Here is a 23,019-nt window from a genome sequence, read left to right as displayed (position 1 = left end):
TGATAATTATCATTTCAAGAAATAAATATAACTTATTTCATATTCGGCAAAAATAATTAAGAAGCTTTTACAACACGCTCCCATTCTCAGCCGTGTTATAATCAGACCAGCAAGGTGGGACTGTAACATGAATTTAGAAAAGCGGATGAATGCACGCTAACGTCGTTTATAAAAGCAAAATATTTATCAAATCTGATTAAACCGATATCAGAAGACGGAAGCAGTTAAAGATAATGGAGGGTGATGCTTTAGAATTGACGACCCGCATAAACTCACAACAAAACACAGAAAGGACCTCTAACATGATAGAATGTATCGTTCAACATGCAGCAGATGCAAAAGAAGCTGAAAAGCTTGGTGTCACAAGATTAGAGCTGGTTTCGGCTATTGAATTAGGCGGCCTGACACCTTCTTATGGAACGGTCCACCACGTAATGAACAGCGTAGAAATACCTGTTCAAGTAATGATTAGACCGCATCCTTATGGATTTATGTATCGTGCAGAAGATAAATTGGCAATGAAAAAGGATATTTCTTTACTCTATGAGATGGGGTATAAGCGGATTGTAATTGGTGCGCTGACAGAACATAAAACAATAGATACTGTCTTTTTAGATGATTTATGCAGCCAATTCCCTGATTTGGATGTGACGTTTCATCGTGCTTTTGATGATACTCGCAATCAAATAGAAGCTTACCGGACACTGGTACCTTATCGAAAAAATATTAAGCGAATCCTAACTTCTGGCGGTGCAGCGGATTGTACTGGCGGAAAGGATATGCTGCATGAGCTGGTTCAATTACAGAACGAGTTACAGGGTCCGAATATTTTGCCGGGAAGCGGTCTGGGAGCAGAGAATATAGCCTCCCTGCATGAGGTGATTCAAGCAAAGGAATATCATTTTGGCAGTGGTGTCAGGTATAATCAGTCATTTGAAGAAGGGATGGATCAAGGAAAGATAGCGAGGATCCGGAAAGCGTTAAGCAAGTAATCATCAGCAAGCTTGGTTGAAGCTGCATGCATCATGAAATAAAAACGGTTAAGGCAGTTCATATCCTGTCTTAACCGTTTTTAAAATATCCAATAGAAGGCGATTAGATATCCATCTCCAAACCTAACTCATCTCTTCTATTTCTCACGCTTTCCAAACTCGGGATGGAGAGTTGTCCGCCAAGGGTTTCAACAGAAATCGATGCTGTCAGCGAAGCAATCCGTACCGTATCTTTTAGCGAAAAATGATTCTCTAAGCAATAAGCAAAAGCACCGTGGAATATATCCCCTGCGCCAGTAGTATCCATTGTGTCTGCATGAAAGGCAGGAATGTGATAGATTGTATCTTCCTTTTTATAAATAGACCCATCGCTTCCTAAGGTTATCACAATGGTATTTGGGTTGATTTTCTCCAGTTTTGAAAAAGTATCCCGCCAGGTCTCTTTATGACTCATATCAATCGTTATTCCAGAATATTGATAGGCGAAATCCTTCGAACAGACAAGATAATCAACAGCTTCAATAATATCTAAAAGCTCCGGCTTAAACGTTCCGGCATCCATTAACGTAATAGCTTTTGGATACTTTTGAAATGCTTGAAGAGCGCATGCTTTTTCATAGCCGTCCATAAGAATCACATCGGGCGAATGGACTGACCAATCCGGCTCATAATTTTCGAGAGGTAAGGGAGTATTTAGAATGGTTCGATGTCCATTTTCTTGGTTAACTATAATGGAGCTGATGCTGGTAGCCAGCTGATCATCTACTTTTAAAGAGGTGGTATCGACTCCGGTATTTTCTAATTGTTCTAGAATTTTCTTTCCAAATAAGTCATTTCCAATCCTGCTGATAAGAGACGTTTTACTTCCCCAGAGTGCGCACAAATAAGCCGCGTTTGCGGCCGGGCCTCCCATACATTCTATTCGTTCCGGAATGCGGTATTTTTGATTTTCAACAATCGGCTTGTCGATAGGAAAAGTTATATCATAAACAGCTTGACCGATACATAGAATACTCATTTTATCCCCTCCATTATATAAGACGATATCTGATGGCAATTCCTTTTGTATGTCATCTTACAACAAATAAAAAAGCTGATATCTATTTATCTATATATTCTATCATCGTTCAGAGAATGTGTGGTCAGAGAAACAAGGATTATCTTATCTTTATTATGTAAACGCATCCTTGGGTGGTATAATAACTATATAACTTTTTTGAGAAGTGAAGGAATGAAAAACAGGTTTTTTCCTTGGAAAAAGCCAGGTCAAGATAAAATGAATAGATTAACGATAGGGTGGAGGGTTTTTAATGAAAAAATGGAGAATAGCGCTTGTTCCAGGAGACGGAATAGGACCGGAAGTTGTAGCAGAGGGTGTAAAAGTGCTGCAGGCCATCGAGAAGCTGGATAATACACTTTCTTTTGAATTTGAACGTTTTCCTTGGGGATGTGAGTACTACATAGAACATCAAAAAATGATGGCGGATGATGGGATAGAGCAATTGAAAGAATTTGATGCGATTTATCTCGGAGCTGTAGGCTATCCTGGGGTTCCTGATCATATTTCACTTTGGGATTTACTATTGAAAATTCGTAAGGGTTTTGATCAATATGTGAATCTGCGCCCCGTGCGGTTATTAAATGAAGAACTGACGCCAATTAAAAATAAATCAGAGAAAGATATTGATTTCCTTGTTATCCGGGAAAATAGTGAAGGGGAATATGCCGGCGCCGGGGATTGGTTATTTAAAGGGAAAAAAGAAGAGGTTGTTTTGCAAACCGGTGTTTTTTCCCGGAAAGGGACAGAACGGATTATCCGATATGCCTTCGAGGAAGCACGTAAGCAACAAAAATCACTGACAAGTATCAGTAAAGCGAATGCCTTGAACTATTCGATGGTTTTCTGGGATGAAGTATTTGAAGAAGTAGGGAAGGAATATCCAGATGTCAAAACAGAATCCTATTTAGTCGACGCGGCAAGTATGTTTTTTGTTATGCAGCCGGAACGTTTTGAAATTGTAGTAACCTCCAATCTGTTTGGAGATATCTTGACAGATATCGGCGCTGCAATTACTGGCGGGATGGGGCTAGCGACAGGGGCGAATGTAAATCCGGAAAGAAATTATCCTTCCATGTTTGAGCCGGTTCATGGTTCAGCACCTGATATAGCCGGGCAAGGGATTGCTAATCCTATTGCAGCTATCTGGTCGGTTGCGCAAATGTTAGAGCATTTTGGTGAGGAAGAATGGGGAAGTGTCGTTGTTGAAACGATAAAAGAAATAATTGATGAAAAGAAAGTGCTCACACCAGATTTAGGAGGAAAGCATAGTACTTCAGAAGTTGGAGATTATTTTGTTGAGAAAATAGCGGGGAAGCTGCATCATAAGTAACTGGTTTAATAAGGGTAAATCGCTATCTGATTACGTATGAAGAAGTTGCTTAAGATGAGGTCTGCCTAGCTTCACATGAATGGACGATGGTGTGTTTATTTTGCAATAGAGTTAAAGAAATGGTTAAGCATAAATAAAAAGAAGCTCACGGAAAATTATTATTTCAGCTGTGAGCTTCTTTTTATTTATTTTAAACAGCACATGGAGCAGGCAGTTCGATTGGGACTATAAAGTCACAGAGAAGCTTTCTTTATCAATTAATTCATCCAGCGACCATACCCGCTGATATTCATCCTTATATTGAATATGTGATGCACGAATGTCCGTCGGAGTAGTGACGCCTGCCGCCGCGGAAATACGGAACAGGCTTTCACGAAGGGTGACCAGATAATTCAAAGCCCGATAAGCTTTTTCATCCACGACGAGAGCTTTCTGCAGCTTAGGATCGGTTGTTGCTACACCCACGGGACAACGGTTTGTATGACAAATTTGTGCCATAATGCAGCCGACTGTAATCATAAATGCACGAGCAATCTGGACAAGGTCCGCGCCCATTCCGAGGATGACAGCGATTCGATCAGCTGTAAAAAGTTTTCCTGATGCAATCAGTGTAACGCGGTCGCGAACGCCATATTTTTTTAACGTCTGATTAGCGATGGTGACTGCTGATTTTATAGGGAGTCCAACGCTATCAGCAAGCTCTTGGAAGGTTGCCCCTGTTCCGCCTTCGGAGCCATCTACAGTAATGAAATCCGGGCCGGCACCAGTTTCCTTCATATAACTGGCAACCTCTTCTAAATCATGGGGGCTACCAATGACCAATTTAATGCCGACTGGAAGACCAGTATGATTCCGAATCTGTTCGATAAAAGAGAACATGGATGGAACGTCACCGAACTCGTTAAAACGGTTTGGACTGTCAATTTCTTGGTAAGGAGCGACATTTCGTATAGAAGCGATTTCTTCTGTTACTTTCTCTGCATCGACATGCCCACCGCGAGTTTTTGCGCCTTGTGCAAGCTTTAGTTCAAAGGCTTTGACCTGTGGGATTTCGCTTTTTTCTTTCAATAAATCCCAGTTAAAAGCACCTGATTTTGTACGGACGCCAAAAAGACCGGGGCCAATTTGGGCTATGATGTCAGTATCTCCCGCTAAATGGTAATCGGAGAGCCCTCCTTCTCCCGTGTTCATCCAGGAACCGCCTGCCATGCCAACCCCCTTGGACAGAGCGGTAATTGCATTCTCTCCCAACGCTCCGTAGCTCATTGCAGACATCCCGACCAGCCCTTTTACGCAGAAGGGCTGCCTGCAGGAAGGACCAATAACGACTGCATGTTCATCATTTAAAAGCCATGGCTGAATCCTTTGGTCCTTTAATTTTTCTTTCCGGCTCAGCAAATTATCCTCTTTCACTTCATAAACTTTGGAATCAATGATTCTTGTATTATCTGCCTCCAGTTCTTCTTGCTGTTTAGGAAACATCGCATTTTTTACATAAAAGTCCGCTTTCTCAAAATCACGGCGGGAACCAAAACCAATCATATTTTTCTGATATTTTGCTGGAATTACCACATCACGATAATCATCGCGGGAAAATGGTTTCCCGGCAGTATCTGCATCAAATAAGTATTGTCTCAGCTCGGGACCAGCTTTTTCTGCGGTATATCTTATTTTACCAAGCAGCGGATAGTTACGTAGAATGGCATGTTGTGACTGCCTCCTGTCCTTCCAATATATGTAGCTGAACAGTCCCAGCGGGATAACAATAATAGCTATCACCAGAATACTCAATGCTATCAAAATAAAAGTAAGTGCAGAAAATTCCATTTTCAAATATCTCCTTTCACATCAAAGTATCAAACTGTATATGTAAAACTTGATATGTGCCTATAAGATATACATACCCGTTTTGAAAATGATTACACTTTTAAAAAAACTTTTATTAATTTTTGGAAATTTATTTATAGAAAGCATGAAGATAACATCCAATATTTAAGATTGAATTGAAAAAATATACCCCCTGTAAGCCTTTACAATAAATATTTTATAAATTATAATGTATGCATAATACATTGAAGAGGTGGTAAAAGTACTTATGAGTAAAAAACAGTTCTATTGTATTGGATATGCAGGCAGAGATAAAAAGAAAACTTGGGAGCATGTTGAAGAGTTAAAGAAAATAGGGGTCCCGGAACCTAAATCAGTGCCGGAGTTATATCATTTAAGCGATTACTTGATTGATAACAGTGGAGCAATCAGTGTTATTGGTAATCAAACAAGCGGTGAAGTAGAAATAGTCCTTATATGTGATAAGGAAGGAAATTTATTTGTAACAGTTGGAAGTGACCATACGGATAGAGGTTTAGAAACGGTATCGATTCATAAATCTAAACAAGTATGTGCAAAACCAATTGCTGGTGAAAAGTGGGACTTTGAAGATGTTCAGGATGAATGGGACGATTTAGTTCTATATTCTGAAGTATTATCTGAAGGTAACTGGGTCAAGTACCAGCATGATAAAGTTTCTTCTATTATACCTTTTGAACAAATAATGGACTTTTTAAAAAGAAATGATATAGAAAGTCAAAACTATGTTGTTTACTGTGGCACGGTTCCACTTCTAAATGGTTTTATCTATGGAGATGGTTTTAGATGTGGTATTTACAGTGAAAAGATGGATAAGACAATTGAATTAGAATATAAAGTAGAAAAGTTGAAGGTGTAATGATGAAAATAGCAGTTTTACAATTTGAAGTTGAGTTTGGAGACGTTGAAGCAAATATAGAACACGTGGAGAAGGTATTTCTAAACACAGATTTAAATGATATTGATACAGTTGTTTTACCGGAAATGTGGACGACAGGCTATGATTTAGAAAATATACAAAAGCTTGCTATGGACAACCTTGAACCGATTAAGGGGGTTATTCAAAGGCTTGCCAAAAAATATAGTGTAAATATTGTTGCTGGATCTGTAGCGAACACAAAGGGAGAAGGAGTATTAAACACCTCTTTTGTTGTTAACCGAGACGGGGAATTCATCCACGAATACTCTAAGATTCATTTAGTCCCTATGTTGAATGAACCCAAATATCTAGTAGGTGGTAAGAACAAAGCAGAGGTATTTGAGTTAGATGGAGAAAAAATGGGGGCCGTTATATGCTATGACTTGCGTTTTCCGGAGCTATTTAGAGATTTAGCTTTAGATGGAGCTAAGATTATTTTTGTTGTTGCTGAATGGCCGATAGAGAGAACGGCTCATTGGTTAACGTTATTGCAAGCAAGGGCAATTGAAAACCAGTGTTACATTGTTGCTTCGAATATTATTGGAAAACAGCCGACAGGTACTGAGTTTGCAGGAAAATCTATCATAATTAATCCATTTGGCGAAATTATGAAACAAGCAACAAGTAATGAAGAAGAAGTATTATTGGAGCAATTAGATATGGAATATATAAATAGAATAAGAAAAGAAATACCTATTTTTGAAAGTCGCAGAACAAATTACTATAAATTTAATTAGCTTGAAAAGGAGCTGTTTTTTGTGAAAAAAGTAATTTTCATTTTAGTGCTGTTGTTCATTCTTGCAGGTTGTGGGAGTGGTGATGCTGGTGGTGAAAATAGAGTTATTAAGCTAGCACACTCTGGTTCAGAAAGTCATCAGTATCATATTGCTGCTGAAAAATTTAAAGAAGAGCTTGAAGGTAATGAAAACGTTAATTTTACAGTTGAAATTCATCCGAATGCTTCGCTTGGTTCTGAAGGAGATGTAATTGAGCAAGTAAGTACAGGGTCTATTGAAATGACAACGGTTGCAGCAGATAGTAATCTTTCTAATACCATTCCGGAGATGAACGTTTTTGGGATTCCATATATTTTTGAGGATAAAGATCATGTATATAATGCATTAGATGGAGATGCAGGACAGCAGTTATTAGATTTGGCAGAAGATAAAGGGATGAAAGGGTTAGGTTACTGGGAAGTAGGTTTTCGTCATCTAACAAATAGCTCTACAGAAATTGTCAATCCAGAAGATGTCAACGGTATGAAAATTAGAGTACAGCCAGCTGCTGTATGGGAAGACCATATTGCAGCATTAGGCGGGAGTCCGACACCAGTAGATTTCAATGAATTGTATTCTGCTTTAGACCAAGGGGTAGTAGATGGTCAAGAAAACCCGTTAGCTACGATTGATTCCATGAATCTTTATGAAGTACAGCAATATGTTTCGCTGACAGGGCATACTTATACACCAGCTGTTACTTTAATGAGCAGCAGCTTTTATGATGAGTTAAGTGATGAAGAAAAAACAGCTGTCGAAGAGGCTTTTAATCAAGCGAAAGAATATCAGCGTAATGCTCTCGATGAAAAAGAAGATGAAATTTTATCTATGTTAGAGGAACAGGGAGTAACTGTAACAGAGCCGGATAGAGAAGCGTTCACCGAAGCAACGATCGATGTAAAGGATGCTGTTTCTAACGAAGTTCCTGAAGAGATAATTCAAAGTCTTATTGATTCTAAGTAAGAAGGTAGTGATGATATGTTAAAAAAAGTAGATTACCTTTTAGCTAAAGTAATGGAAGTAATTATGACAGTTAGTCTTTTAATGACTGTCATAATTACTTTTCTACAAGTCGTATCTCGGTATGTATTTCAAATCCCATTACCCTGGGCACAAGAACTTCTAATGGTCTTTTTTGTGTATAGTATCTTTGCTGGAGCAGCATTCCTGGTTTATCGGAAGGAGCATCTTGTCGTAGATTTATTTGATAATATGAGTGCAAAAAGAGATAAGATACTAAAAATTCTTGAATGTATTGTAGCAATTATTGTTCTATGTGTGTTTATTTATTTTGGAATGGAGCTGGTTAATCAGAACTTTGCCTCAGGGCAAACTTTAGGGTTAATACCAATCCAAAGAGCATATTTATATTTAGCAATTCCTGTTTCCTCTGCCTTCATGGTTTATTTTTATATAAGGAGGCTGTTTAATATATGACTTGGATAATATTGATCATTTTAATGTTTTTACTGATAGTACTAAGAGTTCCTATTGTTTTTGCGATGGGTTTTATCTCAATAATTGGTATAGGACTAAATGATATAAGCCTCCTTTCGAATGTTCCAAGAAATCTATTTAGTGGTATAAATAGTTTTACACTGGTAGCAATACCGCTGTTTATTCTAGCCGGCGAGATTATGGCTAAAGGCGGCATATCGCAGCGACTTGTTAATTTTTCAAAGGTAATAGTTGGTCCGATACCTGGTGGGCTAGCGTTGGTTGTTATTATCAGTAGCGTATTTTTTGCAGCGTTAACGGGTACTGCAATAGCTGCAGCCGCCGCCATTGGGGGAATGTTAATTCCAACAATGCTTAAGGAAGGCTATGACAAGGGATTTACAACGTCTCTTATTGCCAGTGCTTCCACGATAGGGCCTATTATACCGCCTAGTATTGTTCTAATATTATATGGGGTAATGGCAAGTACATCGATAAGTGATTTATTTATCGCTGGAGTTTTACCTGGAATATTGATGGCTGCAGGGTTAATTATATATAGTATTTATATTGGAAAGAAAAACAATTATGTTATAAAAGATAATAAAACAGATTTAAAAACTTTTCTTAAATACTTTAAAGACGCAATTCTTGCTTTACTTATGCCTATTATTATTATAGGTGGTATTATCTCTGGTATATTTACAGCGACAGAATCAGGAGTGGTTGCAGTAGTATATGCTCTTATTATTGGAATATTTGTATATAAGGAAATCAATATTAAGGATTTTCTGGACATACTTAAAAATGCTGCGGCGACGACAACCGGAATTATCTTTCTAATTGGGTCTGCATCTATTTTTATTTGGTATATCAATTTTGAAAGTATTCCAAACCAACTAATAAATATATTAGGATTTGCAGCAGATAATCCAGTGCTATTGTTATTAATAGTTAATATTATCTTGCTTATTGCAGGTACATTTATTGATACGGTTAGTGCGGTTACGATTTTTACACCGTTATTTTTGCCAATGGCATTAAATGCAGGTATAGACCCGGTTCACTTTGGAATTATTTTGGCAGTAAACTTAACAATAGGTATGGTTACACCGCCTTTAGGCGTTTGCTTATTTGTAGTTTCATCCATTGCGAAGCAGAAAGTTCCTACAATGTTCAAGCATCTATTCCCACAAGTTGCTATACTAATAGTAGTATTATTAGTTGTTACGTATTTACCATCACTGATTATGGCACCAGTAGAAATGCTAAGTAAATAGCTTGGAGGGATTGAACATGGAAGACTTTCAATTAAAAGGAATAAAAACGAAAACATTAAAAGATATCATATACAATAACTTGAAAGATATTATTTTAAATAATAATTTTCCTTCTACTGACTATATCACGGAACAAACACTGGCTAAAAAACTAGAAGTTTCTAGAACTCCTTTGAGAGAAGCGATGTTAGATTTAGTGAATGAAGACTTAATAGAATTTAAACCAAGAAAAGGTTATAAAGTGCGAACTCATACAGAAAAAGAAGTTCAGCAAATATTCCTTTTAAGAGAAGTTATCGAAACGGAGATTATATCGCCTATTTTTAATAATATAACGGATAAAAATATAATTAAATTAAAATCTATTGTTGAGCAGCAAAAAGAACTTGCTGAATCTGGAGACAGTTATGGGTTTATGAAGCTGGATAAAGAATTCCATCGGCAAATGTTTTTAATAGCTGACTACAATATTTTTCTTAAATCCTATGATGTATTTCATAATTTAACTATATTAATTGGATCGCAAGCAATTCGAAAAAAAGGACGGATGGAAGAAGTAATACAAGAACATAATCAAATTATTAAGGGGCTGGAACAAAAAGATAAAGAAATCGTAGAAAATGCTATTCGTTATCATTTATCTAGAACAAAAAATATGTATACAGATGTTCAGAACAAAGAGACTGATTTTCAGCATGAAGATAAGAACTGTTGAATGGATGACAGTCTCATTTTGCAGTGGATTTTTAAATGAAATTACAAAAAACAAGGAGACAATTCATCCATGAGTTGTTCTCCTTGTTCTTACGTAATATATTATCCTCTCACCATGTAGCTATCACACCGGTCCCCAATTAATCAAAACAGTAATCACAATAAAGATCGTACCAATAACATACCAAATTCCCACAAGCGGCAGTGCGAATTTCAGCCACTTTGTCCAAGGAATACCGGCAATGGCTAAATTGGCCATTAAGACACCGGATAGCGGCGTAATAATATTAGTAAAGCCATCTCCAAGCGTGTAGGCTTGTACAGCAACCTGACGCGGGATATCCATTAAATCGGCAAGTGGTGTCATGATTGGCATGACAATGGCAGCTTGTCCGCTCCCAGAAGTAACAACAAGGTTGAATAGCCCATTTCCGATAAACATAGCTATGGCACCCATGACACTGGAAAACGGTTCTAAAACAACAGCCATACTATGTACGACCGTATCCAGTACTTGTCCATTTTCCAAAACAACTACAATCGAACGAGCCATTCCGATAATTAAAGCGCCATATAATACTCTTTTGGCACCATTCAAAAATTCTTCTACCATTTGGTTAGCGCCCATTTTTGAAATAAGTGCGGTAATAACTGATAAAGCAACGAAAATCCCTGCCATTTCATTGATGTCCCAGTCTAATTGGAATACACCGTAAACATAAATAGCAATACCAGCTATGAGAACAAGTAATACGGTGAGCTGTGTCGATGTTAATTTCCCATCTACGTCCTCCATGGATTTTTCTTCCAGTTTAGGGAATGGATTATCACTCAGAATGCTTTTTTGAGGGTCATTTTTAACACGGTTGGCATACCAGATAATATAAGCAATGGTGGCACCAACAATAATCACATATAGAACTAACCGTAAGGAAAGCCCCGAAAATAATGGAAGCTGTGCTATCTGCTGTGCAAATCCTGTTGTTTGCGGATCCAGGAATCCAACTGCAAAGCCGGAGTAAGCTCCTAGGTAAATAATCGAGACACCGACAATGGCATCCATTCTCATTGCTCTCGCCAGGATAATTCCAATTGGGATGAAAGCAATGGAGGAGTTAGCGATAATTCCCAGCCCTCCAAACACAGAGAAGAGCGTAGCAACCATTAAAATTAAGAGCCATTCGCGGTTTTGTGTCCGTTTAATGGTTTTCATAATCATGTTATCAATTGCACCTGTTTTTTCAATCACAGCGAAAGTTCCGCCAATTGTTAATACAAGGAAAATTAGTCCGGCGCCGCCAATCAATCCTTCTTGAATCGAGCTGAATAAATCAATCAAGCTAACAGGCTGCTGGTCTATTTGACTGTAGCTGTCCGGAACAATGACATCCGTTCCCTCTTCTGTTGTTTCTCGTTCGTAACTCCCGGCTGGAATGATATATGTAAGAATTGCGGCAAGCAGTAAAATAATAAACAATATAACATATGCATCTGGAAGCTGAAATTTCTTTTTTTGCTTTGTTTTTTCTTGCTGTGACATGGAAGAAGCCTTCTTTCTTTGAAAATCTTAAACTTGAAATTGATTATATAAGAGTTTATACTTCAAAGCAATATAAAATAATTAAGAATACTTTTAATAGAAGGCTGCTGCTTGCTTATCTTGTCAAAAATAAGACCTGTTGGAAAGCGGTTGTATATGAATGACCTTCGTGCGTAGAAAAAGAGCTTACTAGATGAAGGATGGAGAAGACAAATGGGAAAAAATATAGAAAAAAGTGTGTCAGAGGTTTTTCAACATTTACACACACATGCTGAAATCAGCTGGGAAGAAGTAGAGACTACAAAATATATCAAAGAAAAATTAGAAGAAGCCGGGTGTGAAACAATCACATTTCCAGACCATACGGGTGTTATCGGAAAGTATGGCAACTTTGATAAAGATCTGCCGGTAATTGGTGTCCGTGCAGATATGGATGCGTTATGGCAGGAAGTGAACGGTGAATTCCAGCCAAATCATTCCTGCGGTCATGATGCGCATATGTCGATGGTATTGGGCGTCCTTTGGACATTGCAGCAGATGCCTGACATCAAAGATAAGGTAGCGATTAAATTTATTTATCAGCCTGCAGAAGAAGAAGGCAGCGGTGCATTGAAAATGGTGGAAGAAAAAGTGGTGGAAGACGTCGATTATTTATTCGGTGTTCACCTCAGACCCAAACAAGAAGTTGATGCAGGGCAGGCTGCTCCTGTGATTGTGCACGGTGCAACAAAAACATATGAAGCAGTCATTAAAGGGGAAGATGCGCATGGAGCGCGTCCACATTTGAATGATAATGCGATTGAAATTGGCATGCAGATCGTCAATATGCTGGGTCAAATCCATATGGATCCAAGAATTCCGCACTCAGCGAAAATGACGAAATTCCAGGCAGGGGCGAAAAGCTCGAATATTATCCCGGGGAACGCCGCATTCAGCTTGGATTTACGTGCGCAATCCAATGAAGTAATGGAACTGCTTGTGAAGAAAGTCGACGGTATTTTAGAGTCTGTACGGAATCTGTATGATATAGATATTGATGTGACTAACTATCATGGCGTACCTGCAGCTGAAACAAGTGAAGAAGCAACGAGCTTTATGCGTACAGCGATTACAGACGTATTGGGTGAAGAAAATGTAGTAGGGCCGCTCCTGACGCCAGGCGGAGATGATTTTCATTTTTATACGGTGAAGAAGCCGGAATTAAAAGCCACGATGCTGGGCTTGGGCTGTAATTTGGGACCTGGTTTACATCATCCTAATATGACCTTTGATAAGGATGCGCTTCAAACGGGAGTGGATATTTTAACGAAGGCTATTTTGAATGTGTATGGAGATGCGTGATGGGGGATGAATGGTAGGAGTTTGAAATATGCCCTTGTATGGCTAATTCTCACTGCGTTTGCGGTGGGAGTTGGCTTTTTAGATTTGAAATAAAGAGTATGAAAATAGACTGTTAAAATTCCGCATTAATATCAATTCGCAAACATTATAATGTTATATTGACTAAATAAAAAATTAGTGTTAATCTATTTCAAATAGAGTTAAACAGGTGTAAAAATGTTTTAATGCTTATATTATTATAATTTAATTTATCATTTGAATTACGAAAGCTAATTAAAAGGAATGATGGAAATGGCAGACAATGTTGTTCTGCAGAATGTAAAAATGGTAGATGGTAAATCAATAGATATTGTTATAGAGAATAGAAAAATCATAGACATTGCTTCACCGGGAACAGCGAGTGGTGAGAAAGTAATTGATTATAAAAGCAAATTTTACGTTTCCAGCGGCTGGATTGATATGCATGTGCACGCTTTTCCAGAGTTTGATCCATATGGTGACAATATTGATGAGATTGGCTATAAAACAGGAGTAACGACAATTATAGATGCTGGCAGCACGGGGGCTGATCGGATTCATGAGTTAGCCGCTAATGCTAAAAAATCTAAGACAAATGTATGCGCTTTCCTTAATATTTCGCGAATTGGTTTAAAGAGAGTAGATGAGTTATCGGATTTATCTTTATTAAATAAAGAGGAATTAATGCGTGCTTTTGAAGAGAGTAAAGATTTTATCGTTGGTCTGAAAGCAAGAATCAGCAGCAGTGTTGTTGGTGAGAACAATCTAGAGCCTTTAAAAATTGCACGTGCATTTTCCAAGGAGACAGATTTGCCATTAATGGTTCATATTGGATCAGGACCTCCGGATATTAATGACGTACTTAAGTTATTAGAGAAAAACGATATAATTACACATTTTTTAAATGGAAAATCTAATAATTTATTTGATTACGAAGGTAAGCCGCTACCTAATTTCTTAAAAGTAATCGAGCGTGGTGTTCATTTAGACGTGGGACACGGAAATGCAAGTTTTTCTTTTAAGACCGCTGAGCTGGCGAAGGAACATGGTATACATTTTAACACAATCAGCACAGATATTTATCGGAAAAACCGTCTTTATGGACCAGTATACAACATGGCAAATGTCTTAAATAAATTTTTGTATTTAGGATATTCTTTAAATGAAATTATTGATGCTATCACAGTTCGTGCCGCTGCTTGGTTAAATAAACCTGAGCTTGGCCGTATTGCTAGAGGAGATATTGCAAATCTTACTCTATTTTCTGTAGAGGATGAGCCGATAGATTTGATAGACTCTGAGGGCGAAAAACGGGTAGCTGACCAGAGGATTAAAGTAAAAGGAGTGGTTGTTAATGGTGAATACAATGAATGCTAAGTATGGCTTAAAGCGTGTTGTTAATGCAAGTGGGAGAATGAGTATTTTAGGTGTTTCTGCTCCAACGGATACCGTAATGGAAGCGATGAAATCTGGAGGGCAGAATTATGTTGAAATTGCAGATTTGGTGGATAAAGCGGGAGCGCATATAGCGGAATTACTTCAATCGGAAGATGCTGTGGTCGTTAATTCTGCATCCAGTGGCATTGCTCTTTCTGTGGCAGCGATTATAACGGAAGGAAATCGCCGGAAGAGTGAAAAGCTGCATCAGGAAGATATCGCAACAAATGAGATTGTCATGCTGAAGGGCCATAATGTGCAGTATGGTGCGCCAATTGAAACTATGGTTGCCCTTGGCGGCGGAAAGCTTGTGGAAACAGGCTATGCGAATGAAGGAAAAAAAGAACATATTGCAGATGCTGTCAATGATAATACAGCGGCTATTCTATTTGTGAAATCTCATCACGCTGTTCAAAAAAATATGATTTCTGCTGAAGAAGCATGGGAAGTTGCACAGGCCAAAAATGTACCGCTAATTATTGATGCAGCAGCAGAAGAGGATTTGAAAAAATATGTACAAATTGCAGATTTAGCGATTTATAGCGGTTCAAAGGCCATAGAAGGACCAACTTCTGGAATCGTAGCTGGAAAAAAAGAATATGTTGGATGGGTAAAAACACAGCTTCACTATATTGGAAGAAGCATGAAGGTTGGGAAGGAAACTACATTCGGCTTATTGCAGGCATTGAATGAGTATTTTGTGAAAACAGATTATAGTGAAGAGGAAAAGAAAAGCCTGAAAGTATTACAATCATTGAATACAATTGATGGTGTCACAGTAACAGTCGTACAGGACGAAGCAGGACGTGCTATTTTCAGAGCGCGGATTCAAATTGATTCAGCGGTTACAGGAACTACTGCGAAAGAAGTAAATGACAAGCTTCGTAATGGGGATGTAGCAATTTATACACGTGACTATGGAATCCGTCAGGGCTTCTTTGATATTGATCCCCGTCCATTACAAGGGGATGATATTGAAGTGATTAAAGCAGAATTAAAATCCATTTTAGGAGGAGGCAACTAATGAATATTAATCATCGCTTTTATAACGATAGAGTCGCTTTAAATGTACTGGCAAATAGTATTGAAAATGCAAAGGAAGTCTTCAAGGCAGCAGAGGGCCACGTTATAGTAGGCGTGCTTTCTAAGGATTACCCGACAGTCGGTGCAGCCGTTACAGCAATGAAAGAGTATGGAGAGGCAATTGAGGATGCTGTTTCCATTGGGTTGGGTGCAGGTGATAACAGGCAAGCAGCAGTTGTTGCAGAAATTGCCAAGGATTACGCGGGTTCTCATATAAATCAGGTCTTCCCTTCTGTAGGCGCAACGCGGGCGAATCTAGGAAAAAAGGACAGCTGGATTAACGCACTTGTATCGCCAACGGGCAAAGTAGGATATGTAAATATTTCTACGGGTCCAGTCAGTGCAGAAGCTGATGAAAAGGCAATTGTACCAATTAAATCTGCAATTGCACTTGTCCGTGATATGGGCGGAAATGCATTGAAATACTTTCCGATGAAAGGGTTGCAATCGGAAGAGGAGTTTCGCGCAGTAGCTAAAGCTTGCGGGGAAGAAAGGTTTGCATTAGAGCCAACCGGTGGCATTGACTTGGACAATTTCGCTCAAATTTTAGAGATTACATTAGAAGCGAAAGTGCCTAAAGTAATTCCTCATGTTTATTCTTCTATTATTCATAAAGAGACTGGAAAAACCAACGAAGAAGATGTTAGAAAGCTGTTAGCTATCAGTAAAGAATTGGCTGATAAATATGCCTAAGAATATTGTTGCTTTTGGAGAAGTGATGATGCGTTTGCAAGTACCTGGATATGAGTTGCTTACACAAGCGAGCAACTTACAGTATTCCTTTTCAGGTACAGGAGTAAATGTTGCCTCTGCTATGACCAAGCTTGGGCATAGCGGATATCTTATTACAAAATTGCCGGATAACCCTCTTGGGGACGCGGCAACATCCTTCCTGCAGCGCTTAGGAATAGAGTGTGATTTTATTGTAAGAGATGGTAAATATATTGGAATGTATTTTCTAGAAAATGGCTTTGGACAGCGGCCGAGTCGTGTCACTTATACCAATCGTTTAGAGAGTACATTTAATACAGCGGCTACTTCCGATTATGATTTGGATTCGATTGCTGCAAATACAGACGTGATCCATTTCTGCGGCATCAGTCTGGCAATGACAGATAAAGTCTGTGCTAGCATGAAGACCTTGGCCAAACTGGTAAAAGAAAAGGGTGGAATGGTTTGCTTTGACTGTAATTATCGCCCTTCCTTATGGGATGGAGGTTATGAGGAAGCAAAACCGCATTATGAGGATATGCTTTCATTAGCCGATATAGTGATGATGAATGAAAAAGATGCGATATATATATTAGGTATGAAAACGGAGCAGACGGAAAGAGAAAAACAGCTTCAAGATTTAATTCACAAAGTAGCAGAGAAGTACAATATTCAAACGGTTGCAGGGACACATCGGGAAATTAATAAAGATAACACGCATAGTTTAAAAGGGTACCTTTATAAAGAAGGAGAATTTGTCTTTTCTAGAAATATTACCTTCTCTATATACGATCGGATTGGTGCGGGTGATGCGTATACAAGTGGAATACTACATGGGGAATTATCAGATTATACACCTGAAAAAGCCGTTGAATTTGGAGCGGCTGCGGGCATGTTGGCATGCACGATTGTCGGAGATACACCGATGTCAACAGAAGCGGAGATTTTATCAGCTATGTCCGGAACAGTAGGAGACGTCAAACGTTAAATTAAAGAGAGAGGGGTAAGGGGATGAATGTTACAAAGAAGAAAGGCCCGTTATATTTACAAATTAAAGAGATATTGAAAAAACGCATATTGCATGATGAATATGCTATTCACACAAACATTCCCTCTGAGCCTCAATTGGAAAAAGAATTTAATGTAAGTAAAATTACAATAAGAAACGCTATTAAAGAACTGGTACAAGAAGGGTATCTTGAAAAAAGAAGTGGTGTAGGGACAAAAGTGATTGCTAATGTTTCAAATGCAAAAATTTCAAAAGGCAAGCGTTTTACCGAAATTTTAGTGGGAGAGGGCTATAAAATTACCAAACGGATAATCAGCATAGACATGATAAGTTTGGCTCCTGAAACGCCATTACATTCTATACTTGGGGATAGATGCTTAAAAGTAGATCGAATATATTTGCTGGATCAAGAACCGTATATTTATTTTACCCATTATATCTTACTAGATATTATCAAAGATATAAAAGACATTCAGATTACTTTTTTATATCGCTTTTTAGAAGAAAATAATATTCGCTTGGAATCGTTTCGTGATGAATTCACGACTTCAAAAGCAACAAAGCATGTAAGTGAAATGTTAAATCTAGAGAGTAATTCAGTTGTATTAAAAAGAATACGAAAATCTAGTGATGTAGAGGGAAATGTTTTGGAATATAGTGAAGGATACTACAATACTTTCAAACATAACTATGTCGTCACCTATAATGATTTGAATCAATAGATTTTCATTTTATAGATATCAGTAGGGATACAAACCTTACTCTTTAAACAATTATTTTACTAGTGTATTTATAAGTAATTGCTTCGGAGGAGAAGACATGGAATTATATCTAAACTAGGAATTGCAATTACTTCAATCATTATTGTTATTTTGGGAGCATCATGGTGGATAATGGCATACGTTTATTTATTTGACAGTGGTCAGCTTATTTGGCTGCAGAAAGTAAAATAAGTGGTGCTATTATCTAATTGATTCCGTTACTTGTCATCGTATTGATATACTATTTGTTTGTGAACTATGTTGATAGGACTCAGTTTCAACTTGAAGAAGAAGCTGCAGTATAAAAGGTTCTTATATCCTGAAAAATGATAAAGTTTGATTTCTAGTACTTTTTTAAATGGTTTTCAGTTATCAGATTATTAATAAAAAAATGAAAAGCAGGGTGGTTATATGTCTAAATTAATTATCAATGCAGATGATTTTGGTTATTCGAAAGGTGTAAATTTAGGAATTATCGAGTCATATAAAAATGGTATTGTGACATCTACAACAATGATGACTAATATGCCTGATGCAGACCATGCAGCGAAACTTGCTAAAGAAAATCCGGAGTTAGGGGTAGGAGTACATCTTGTCTTAGATTGTGGATTTCCAATAAACGATAATGTTCATTCGCTTATTGACGATGAGGGGAAATTTTATAAGTTCGATAAAGTGTTAAATCTTGCCGAAAGTGATGATATAGAAAAAGAGTTTACAAGCCAAATAGAGAAGTTTCTTTCCTATGGTTTAAACCCAACACACCTTGACAGCCACCATCATATACACAGCCAAGAAAAAGTGTTCCCGATAGTGGAGAAACTAGCAAATAAATACAAACTGCCAATTCGTAATTTGAAAAATAACATAAAAAAATCTCATTTGAACCTAGTTGATTATTTTGAAGAAAGCTTTTATGGTGATGATTTGACGGTAGATTCAATAATAAAGATTTTAGATAAGGTAAATCAGTTTGAAATAATAGAAATGATGGCGCATCCAGCCTACATTGATGAATCTGTACTAAAGGGGAGTTCCTACAACTTACAACGTGCTAAAGAATTGTCTATATTGATAGATAAGCGTACGCAGCTTGAAATTTTAAACAGGGGCATTCAACTTGTGTCGTATAAGGAAATAAAAGATGACATTGCTTACCTGGATAAAGTTTAATATGCACAATTAGAGAATGACTTGTTCCCATTCGTGGGCTCATCCGGCAAGTTAAATGGATTGAAAGAGTAACTGCTGAAGTGACGGTAATAAGCTGTTAAAAGCTAAATTATATAGTTGTAATCTAGACTAGAAGGGGGAGAGCACTCTAAGTAAACTCTCCCTCTATTTATTACTAAAATTTTTGAAGTATCGGTAATTATTTGATTTTTCTAATGGAGGAAAAAGGTTCTTTTTCATGATTAATCAAATAAAAAGTAATCTAACAATAGGGATTTGGATAGAATGAAAAAATGGTTTCGTCGATCTTTAAAAAATCAATTAATCGTTTTTATATTAAGTGTTGTATTAATTCCGACTTCCCTTTTAGGCTTGTTTTCATATTTCACGACAGTCCAAGTATCTAAAGAGCGTGCTGCTATATCGGGGGAAAGTTCAATTGATCAGCTTCAAGACGCATTAGAGTTTATTATCAACGATGTTGAAAACATGTCCGTATTTTTAATTGGAAACCAATCTGTACAGGATTATTTAAATCAAGAAGGGAGTTTTGTTGCACAGCAGCGGGATATTTACGGATTTCTATCAAATCTTGCCTTCCCCAAACATTATATTGAAAAAATTACTATTATCCCGCAAAATGGAAATTCAAATATATCTACTACGCTTATAACAGAAAATCAAGAAATAGACTATGAGGATGCATCAGAAGGTAAATGGTGGTCCGTTAAAGAAAGAAACCAGACTTTAGATGGTGAAAAAGAAATGATTACATTGACCAGGCCTATTCGCAGTACGACAAATTATGAGCTTTTAGGGTATCTGTCAATCAGTTTGAATCAAAAAGCAGTCACACAATATTTAGAGTCTATTGATCTTGAATGGAACGGCTCTGTATTTATTTTATCTAATGGAGAAGTAATTGCTGAGAATAAGTATACGACCATTGCCAATTTAGATATCTCCAAGTTAAATAAAAACATCAATAATTGGAACAGTGATGAAAGTTTTGTCTATGAATCTAGCAAAGAAAAATCGACTGTTTTCACCAGAACGATCCCCTCTGTGGATTGGAAGTTGGTGGGCGTAATTCCTTTTCAAGAATATAGCTCACAGAATCGTTATTTTCTTTGGTTAACCATTTTCTTTGTTATTTTGGCAGCAATTCTTGTGGCTAGTCTTGTCATCTTTTTTATTTCGAAGGTATTTAGACCTTTAACGATATTAACGGAGTCCATACAAAAGTCTAATCCAGGAGAAAATTTAAATACAGTTGATTCCTATACAGATAATGAGATTGGTGAATTAATTCGAAGCTATAATGGCCTTAACAATCGTATTACAGCATTAATGGACGAGGTAAAACAGAATGAATCTATTAAACGGCAGTTGGATTTACAGGCGTTGCAATCGCAAATAAACCCCCACTTTTTATACAATACCTTAGCCTCTGTACATTGGATTGCATTAAGTAGAAAGGAAAATGACATATCGAAGGTCGTCTCTCATTTAAGCGACTTTTTAAGATTTAGTCTTAACAAAGGGAGTGAATATTGCACTGTAGAGCAAGAGGTAGGTAATTTAATTCATTACTTGGAAATATTAAAGATTCGTTACCCAAATAGTTTTCACTTGGAATTATCAATTGCTGAGAACATTAAACAGAATTCTACCTTAAAGCTTGTTCTCCAGCCTTTAATCGAAAATAGTATTAATCATGGCTTTTTTTCTGTTCAGGATTATTATGGAGTAATCCAAGTGAACGCAACAGAGCAGGACGGTTATATGTATTTTGAAGTAAAAGATAATGGAACCGGAATGACGGAGAAGAAGCTTAAAGAGATTAAGGAACAATTTATAAATGATTTAAGTACCGAAATGATTGTTGGAAAGAATTATGGTCTTCGAAATGTAAACATGAGACTTATTTTGCACTTCGGAAAAGAATCTGGATTAAATATTGATAGTAAGATAAATAAAGGAACAATAGTCAGTTTTGCTATTCCAATAAAGGGATGATGAAATGATGAAAGTTTTAATTGCAGATGATGAAGTGATTATTAGAGAAGGTATTTCGAATATTATACCATGGAGTGAGCTCGGTTTTACCCTATTGAAACCAGTCTCGTCTGCCGAGGAAGTGATTAAACAATTAGAATTGGAATGTCCAGATATTTTGATTTCTGATATCCGGATGAAAGGGATGACTGGACTAGAATTAGTTTCCTACATTGCAAAACACAATTATCAAATTGAGTCTATATTACTTACGGGATATGATGATTTTGAATATATACAAGAAGCTATCCGCCAAAATGTTTGTGATTATTTGCTAAAAACGAGCTCTCCAGATGAGATTATTTCTGCTGCTGAAAGAGCGAGAAAAAGATTGGAGAAGGTAAAGGAATACGATCACTTAAAGATTTCAGAGGAAGAACGAAATGTAAACAATCATATAAGAGCTGTATTACAAAATGAATCAGCGATGTTTGATTACCCATACGTCGTCAAATCTATTCCAATTTTAACAGAACCGCCTTATCAGCTCCTGCTTATAGATGCTGTAGCTGATTCCAATTCTTTACAAGCTCATGAGGAGTTGTGGAATAGTTATATAAATGGTAAGTGGATTAGTCTTCACAGCCATACACTTATTCTTGTGAAGCGTGAAAAGTATTTAAAAGATGATTATCTTTTAAAAGTAGCCTCTAGAAAAATAAAAGAAATTTATCAAAAACCAATCATTATGAGTTCGATTGTAAGCTCGCTTGATGAATTGCCGGATTTGTATAAAAGAGTGGTATCTTTTATAACATACCAATGGGTATTGCCTGACCAACCGTTTTTAATAGAGAAAGATATTAGTAACCGGAATGGCATTCCTTACTCTGAGAATATTATAAAGCATAAAGATGAGTTAATGAATTGTATTAAAGAAGGAAATGAAGAAAATCTAAAAAAATGGGTTTCTGACCTTGTTGATTGGTTATTTTGCCATCCCAATGCTACACCGGAATCGATTCAGTTTTATGTTCAAAATTTATATATTGAAAGTATTCGTTTTATAAACCATCTTGGAGGTACAAAAGGTATAGATAAATATGATTCTATGCCACCTATCCAAAAATGGTTCGCACATCCGAAAGAAGCTTTATTTTCACTCTTTTTTATCATCTTCATGAACTATAAAATAAGCTACCAGAAGAGTACTAATTACGTTGAAGATTCTATTATGTATATGGAAAAGCATCTTGGTGAACCCATCACACTTAAAGAGATTGCAGCGGAAATTCCAGTCCATCCCAATTATTTAAGTGATGTCATTCGGAAGAAAACAGGCAAATCTTATGTTGAGCTTTTAACTGATTTACGGGTAAAGAAAGCTTCAGAATACCTTATGTATACATCTATAAGCGTTAAGGAAATCACTCAGTTAGTAGGATATAATGACAGCAAATATTTTACAAAGATTTTTAAGAAAAGTCTTGGAATGACACCAACACAGTACAGGGATACAAATATGCATATTAAAAAATAATTATAGGAAGATATTATTTTTGTGCAAAAAATCT

Annotated in this window: 20 protein-coding genes; 17 read left to right on the top strand and 3 right to left on the bottom strand. The window is 37.1% G+C overall.

What is annotated here, in order from left to right; all coding sequences use genetic code 11:
- Positions 1-302 precede the first annotated feature (302 nt).
- Positions 303-992, top strand: a complete 690-nt coding sequence (locus tag ACW0TQ_RS12835; protein WP_193063689.1) for a copper homeostasis protein CutC — start codon at positions 303-305, stop codon at positions 990-992.
- Positions 993-1,095: 103 nt separating this feature from the next.
- On the opposite strand, the gene ACW0TQ_RS12830 is transcribed toward ACW0TQ_RS12835, so the two are convergent.
- The gene (locus ACW0TQ_RS12830; RefSeq protein WP_042528912.1) at positions 1,096-2,010 is read right to left on the bottom strand and encodes a carbohydrate kinase family protein; all 915 of its coding nucleotides are present in this window, start codon (positions 2,008-2,010) and stop codon (positions 1,096-1,098) included.
- Between the two features lie 292 nt (positions 2,011-2,302).
- Between ACW0TQ_RS12830 and ACW0TQ_RS12825 the strand changes: the two genes are divergently transcribed.
- Positions 2,303-3,382, top strand: coding sequence for a tartrate dehydrogenase (locus tag ACW0TQ_RS12825; RefSeq protein ID WP_256705390.1), 1,080 nt, complete (start codon positions 2,303-2,305; stop codon positions 3,380-3,382).
- A gap of 225 nt (positions 3,383-3,607) precedes the next feature.
- On the opposite strand, the gene ACW0TQ_RS12820 is transcribed toward ACW0TQ_RS12825, so the two are convergent.
- A complete protein-coding gene (locus tag ACW0TQ_RS12820) occupies positions 3,608-5,209 on the bottom strand; it encodes an FMN-binding glutamate synthase family protein (protein WP_455725738.1) in 1,602 nt (533 codons plus the stop codon).
- A gap of 268 nt (positions 5,210-5,477) precedes the next feature.
- On the opposite strand from ACW0TQ_RS12820, the gene ACW0TQ_RS12815 reads away from it, so the two are divergent.
- From ACW0TQ_RS12815 to ACW0TQ_RS12790, 6 genes are read left to right on the top strand one after another with little or no spacing between them, the layout of a single operon-like run.
- Positions 5,478-6,107 (top strand): DUF2848 family protein, encoded by a 630-nt coding sequence (locus tag ACW0TQ_RS12815; protein WP_042528917.1) that lies wholly within the window; start codon positions 5,478-5,480, stop codon positions 6,105-6,107.
- On the top strand, positions 6,107-6,904 hold the full coding sequence (locus ACW0TQ_RS12810; protein WP_319022543.1) for a carbon-nitrogen family hydrolase: 798 nt from the start codon (positions 6,107-6,109) through the stop codon (positions 6,902-6,904). Before ACW0TQ_RS12815 ends, ACW0TQ_RS12810 begins: the two co-directional genes overlap by 1 nt.
- Before the next feature lie 21 nt (positions 6,905-6,925).
- Complete coding sequence (locus tag ACW0TQ_RS12805) at positions 6,926-7,906, top strand: DctP family TRAP transporter solute-binding subunit (protein WP_052484851.1); 981 nt, start codon at positions 6,926-6,928, stop codon at positions 7,904-7,906.
- Between the two features lie 15 nt (positions 7,907-7,921).
- Complete coding sequence (locus ACW0TQ_RS12800; protein WP_455725737.1) at positions 7,922-8,380, top strand: TRAP transporter small permease; 459 nt, start codon at positions 7,922-7,924, stop codon at positions 8,378-8,380.
- Positions 8,377-9,660, top strand: a complete 1,284-nt coding sequence (locus ACW0TQ_RS12795; RefSeq protein WP_042528923.1) for a TRAP transporter large permease — start codon at positions 8,377-8,379, stop codon at positions 9,658-9,660. The genes ACW0TQ_RS12800 and ACW0TQ_RS12795 overlap by 4 nt, the downstream gene beginning before the upstream one ends.
- A gap of 16 nt (positions 9,661-9,676) precedes the next feature.
- Positions 9,677-10,375, top strand: coding sequence for a GntR family transcriptional regulator (locus ACW0TQ_RS12790; RefSeq protein WP_052484852.1), 699 nt, complete (start codon positions 9,677-9,679; stop codon positions 10,373-10,375).
- Between the two features lie 123 nt (positions 10,376-10,498).
- Here ACW0TQ_RS12790 and ACW0TQ_RS12785 read toward each other — a convergent pair whose 3' ends face one another.
- The gene (locus ACW0TQ_RS12785) at positions 10,499-11,914 is read right to left on the bottom strand and encodes a YfcC family protein (RefSeq protein ID WP_341173418.1); all 1,416 of its coding nucleotides are present in this window, start codon (positions 11,912-11,914) and stop codon (positions 10,499-10,501) included.
- Positions 11,915-12,127: 213 nt separating this feature from the next.
- Between ACW0TQ_RS12785 and ACW0TQ_RS12780 the strand changes: the two genes are divergently transcribed.
- The 9 genes from ACW0TQ_RS12780 (at position 12,128) to ACW0TQ_RS12740 (ending at position 22,985) form a co-directional block, all read left to right on the top strand.
- On the top strand, positions 12,128-13,255 hold the full coding sequence (locus ACW0TQ_RS12780; protein ID WP_455725736.1) for a M20 peptidase aminoacylase family protein: 1,128 nt from the start codon (positions 12,128-12,130) through the stop codon (positions 13,253-13,255).
- A 291-nt stretch (positions 13,256-13,546) separates the two neighbouring features.
- The gene (locus ACW0TQ_RS12775) at positions 13,547-14,650 is read left to right on the top strand and encodes an amidohydrolase/deacetylase family metallohydrolase (protein WP_332094019.1); all 1,104 of its coding nucleotides are present in this window, start codon (positions 13,547-13,549) and stop codon (positions 14,648-14,650) included.
- Positions 14,628-15,734, top strand: coding sequence for a DgaE family pyridoxal phosphate-dependent ammonia lyase (locus tag ACW0TQ_RS12770; protein WP_332094020.1), 1,107 nt, complete (start codon positions 14,628-14,630; stop codon positions 15,732-15,734). The genes ACW0TQ_RS12775 and ACW0TQ_RS12770 overlap by 23 nt, the downstream gene beginning before the upstream one ends.
- Complete coding sequence (gene dagF, locus ACW0TQ_RS12765; RefSeq protein ID WP_368901036.1) at positions 15,734-16,486, top strand: 2-dehydro-3-deoxy-phosphogluconate aldolase; 753 nt, start codon at positions 15,734-15,736, stop codon at positions 16,484-16,486. Before ACW0TQ_RS12770 ends, dagF begins: the two co-directional genes overlap by 1 nt.
- Positions 16,479-17,492: a sugar kinase gene (locus tag ACW0TQ_RS12760; protein ID WP_455725735.1), complete on the top strand. Its 1,014-nt coding sequence runs from the start codon at positions 16,479-16,481 to the stop codon at positions 17,490-17,492. The genes dagF and ACW0TQ_RS12760 overlap by 8 nt, the downstream gene beginning before the upstream one ends.
- 23 nt (positions 17,493-17,515) lie before the next feature.
- Positions 17,516-18,235 carry a GntR family transcriptional regulator gene (locus tag ACW0TQ_RS12755; protein WP_332094023.1) on the top strand — a complete coding sequence of 240 codons (720 nt, stop codon included), beginning with the start codon at positions 17,516-17,518 and terminating at the stop codon, positions 18,233-18,235.
- A gap of 450 nt (positions 18,236-18,685) precedes the next feature.
- Entirely contained in the window at positions 18,686-19,447 is a 762-nt protein-coding gene (chbG, locus tag ACW0TQ_RS12750; protein ID WP_332094024.1) for a chitin disaccharide deacetylase, read from the top strand.
- A gap of 285 nt (positions 19,448-19,732) precedes the next feature.
- The gene (locus ACW0TQ_RS12745) at positions 19,733-21,466 is read left to right on the top strand and encodes a cache domain-containing sensor histidine kinase (RefSeq protein ID WP_455725734.1); all 1,734 of its coding nucleotides are present in this window, start codon (positions 19,733-19,735) and stop codon (positions 21,464-21,466) included.
- A gap of 4 nt (positions 21,467-21,470) precedes the next feature.
- The gene (locus tag ACW0TQ_RS12740) at positions 21,471-22,985 is read left to right on the top strand and encodes a response regulator transcription factor (protein ID WP_455725733.1); all 1,515 of its coding nucleotides are present in this window, start codon (positions 21,471-21,473) and stop codon (positions 22,983-22,985) included.
- Positions 22,986-23,019: the final 34 nt, after the last annotated feature.

The sequence above is a fragment of the Oceanobacillus sp. M60 genome, from assembly GCF_053839645.1.
The sequence above is the reverse complement of the archived record's forward strand: the minus strand, read 5'-3'. Positions and strand labels throughout refer to the sequence as shown.

What these genes read in the sequence shown, in the direction of transcription:
- ACW0TQ_RS12835 (WP_193063689.1), top strand. Translation starts at nt 303, where the DNA reads ATGATAGAATGTATCGTTCAACATGCAGCAGATGCAAAAGAAGCTGAA.
- ACW0TQ_RS12830 (WP_042528912.1), bottom strand. Translation starts at nt 2,010, where the DNA reads ATGAGTATTCTATGTATCGGTCAAGCTGTTTATGATATAACTTTTCCT.
- ACW0TQ_RS12825 (WP_256705390.1), top strand. Translation starts at nt 2,303, where the DNA reads ATGAAAAAATGGAGAATAGCGCTTGTTCCAGGAGACGGAATAGGACCG.
- ACW0TQ_RS12820 (WP_455725738.1), bottom strand. Translation starts at nt 5,209, where the DNA reads ATGGAATTTTCTGCACTTACTTTTATTTTGATAGCATTGAGTATTCTG.
- ACW0TQ_RS12815 (WP_042528917.1), top strand. Translation starts at nt 5,478, where the DNA reads ATGAGTAAAAAACAGTTCTATTGTATTGGATATGCAGGCAGAGATAAA.
- ACW0TQ_RS12810 (WP_319022543.1), top strand. Translation starts at nt 6,107, where the DNA reads ATGATGAAAATAGCAGTTTTACAATTTGAAGTTGAGTTTGGAGACGTT.
- ACW0TQ_RS12800 (WP_455725737.1), top strand. Translation starts at nt 7,922, where the DNA reads ATGTTAAAAAAAGTAGATTACCTTTTAGCTAAAGTAATGGAAGTAATT.
- ACW0TQ_RS12795 (WP_042528923.1), top strand. Translation starts at nt 8,377, where the DNA reads ATGACTTGGATAATATTGATCATTTTAATGTTTTTACTGATAGTACTA.
- ACW0TQ_RS12790 (WP_052484852.1), top strand. Translation starts at nt 9,677, where the DNA reads ATGGAAGACTTTCAATTAAAAGGAATAAAAACGAAAACATTAAAAGAT.
- ACW0TQ_RS12785 (WP_341173418.1), bottom strand. Translation starts at nt 11,914, where the DNA reads ATGTCACAGCAAGAAAAAACAAAGCAAAAAAAGAAATTTCAGCTTCCA.
- ACW0TQ_RS12780 (WP_455725736.1), top strand. Translation starts at nt 12,128, where the DNA reads ATGGGAAAAAATATAGAAAAAAGTGTGTCAGAGGTTTTTCAACATTTA.
- ACW0TQ_RS12775 (WP_332094019.1), top strand. Translation starts at nt 13,547, where the DNA reads ATGGCAGACAATGTTGTTCTGCAGAATGTAAAAATGGTAGATGGTAAA.
- ACW0TQ_RS12770 (WP_332094020.1), top strand. Translation starts at nt 14,628, where the DNA reads ATGGTGAATACAATGAATGCTAAGTATGGCTTAAAGCGTGTTGTTAAT.
- dagF (WP_368901036.1), top strand. Translation starts at nt 15,734, where the DNA reads ATGAATATTAATCATCGCTTTTATAACGATAGAGTCGCTTTAAATGTA.
- ACW0TQ_RS12760 (WP_455725735.1), top strand. Translation starts at nt 16,479, where the DNA reads ATGCCTAAGAATATTGTTGCTTTTGGAGAAGTGATGATGCGTTTGCAA.
- ACW0TQ_RS12755 (WP_332094023.1), top strand. Translation starts at nt 17,516, where the DNA reads ATGAATGTTACAAAGAAGAAAGGCCCGTTATATTTACAAATTAAAGAG.
- chbG (WP_332094024.1), top strand. Translation starts at nt 18,686, where the DNA reads ATGTCTAAATTAATTATCAATGCAGATGATTTTGGTTATTCGAAAGGT.
- ACW0TQ_RS12745 (WP_455725734.1), top strand. Translation starts at nt 19,733, where the DNA reads ATGAAAAAATGGTTTCGTCGATCTTTAAAAAATCAATTAATCGTTTTT.
- ACW0TQ_RS12740 (WP_455725733.1), top strand. Translation starts at nt 21,471, where the DNA reads ATGATGAAAGTTTTAATTGCAGATGATGAAGTGATTATTAGAGAAGGT.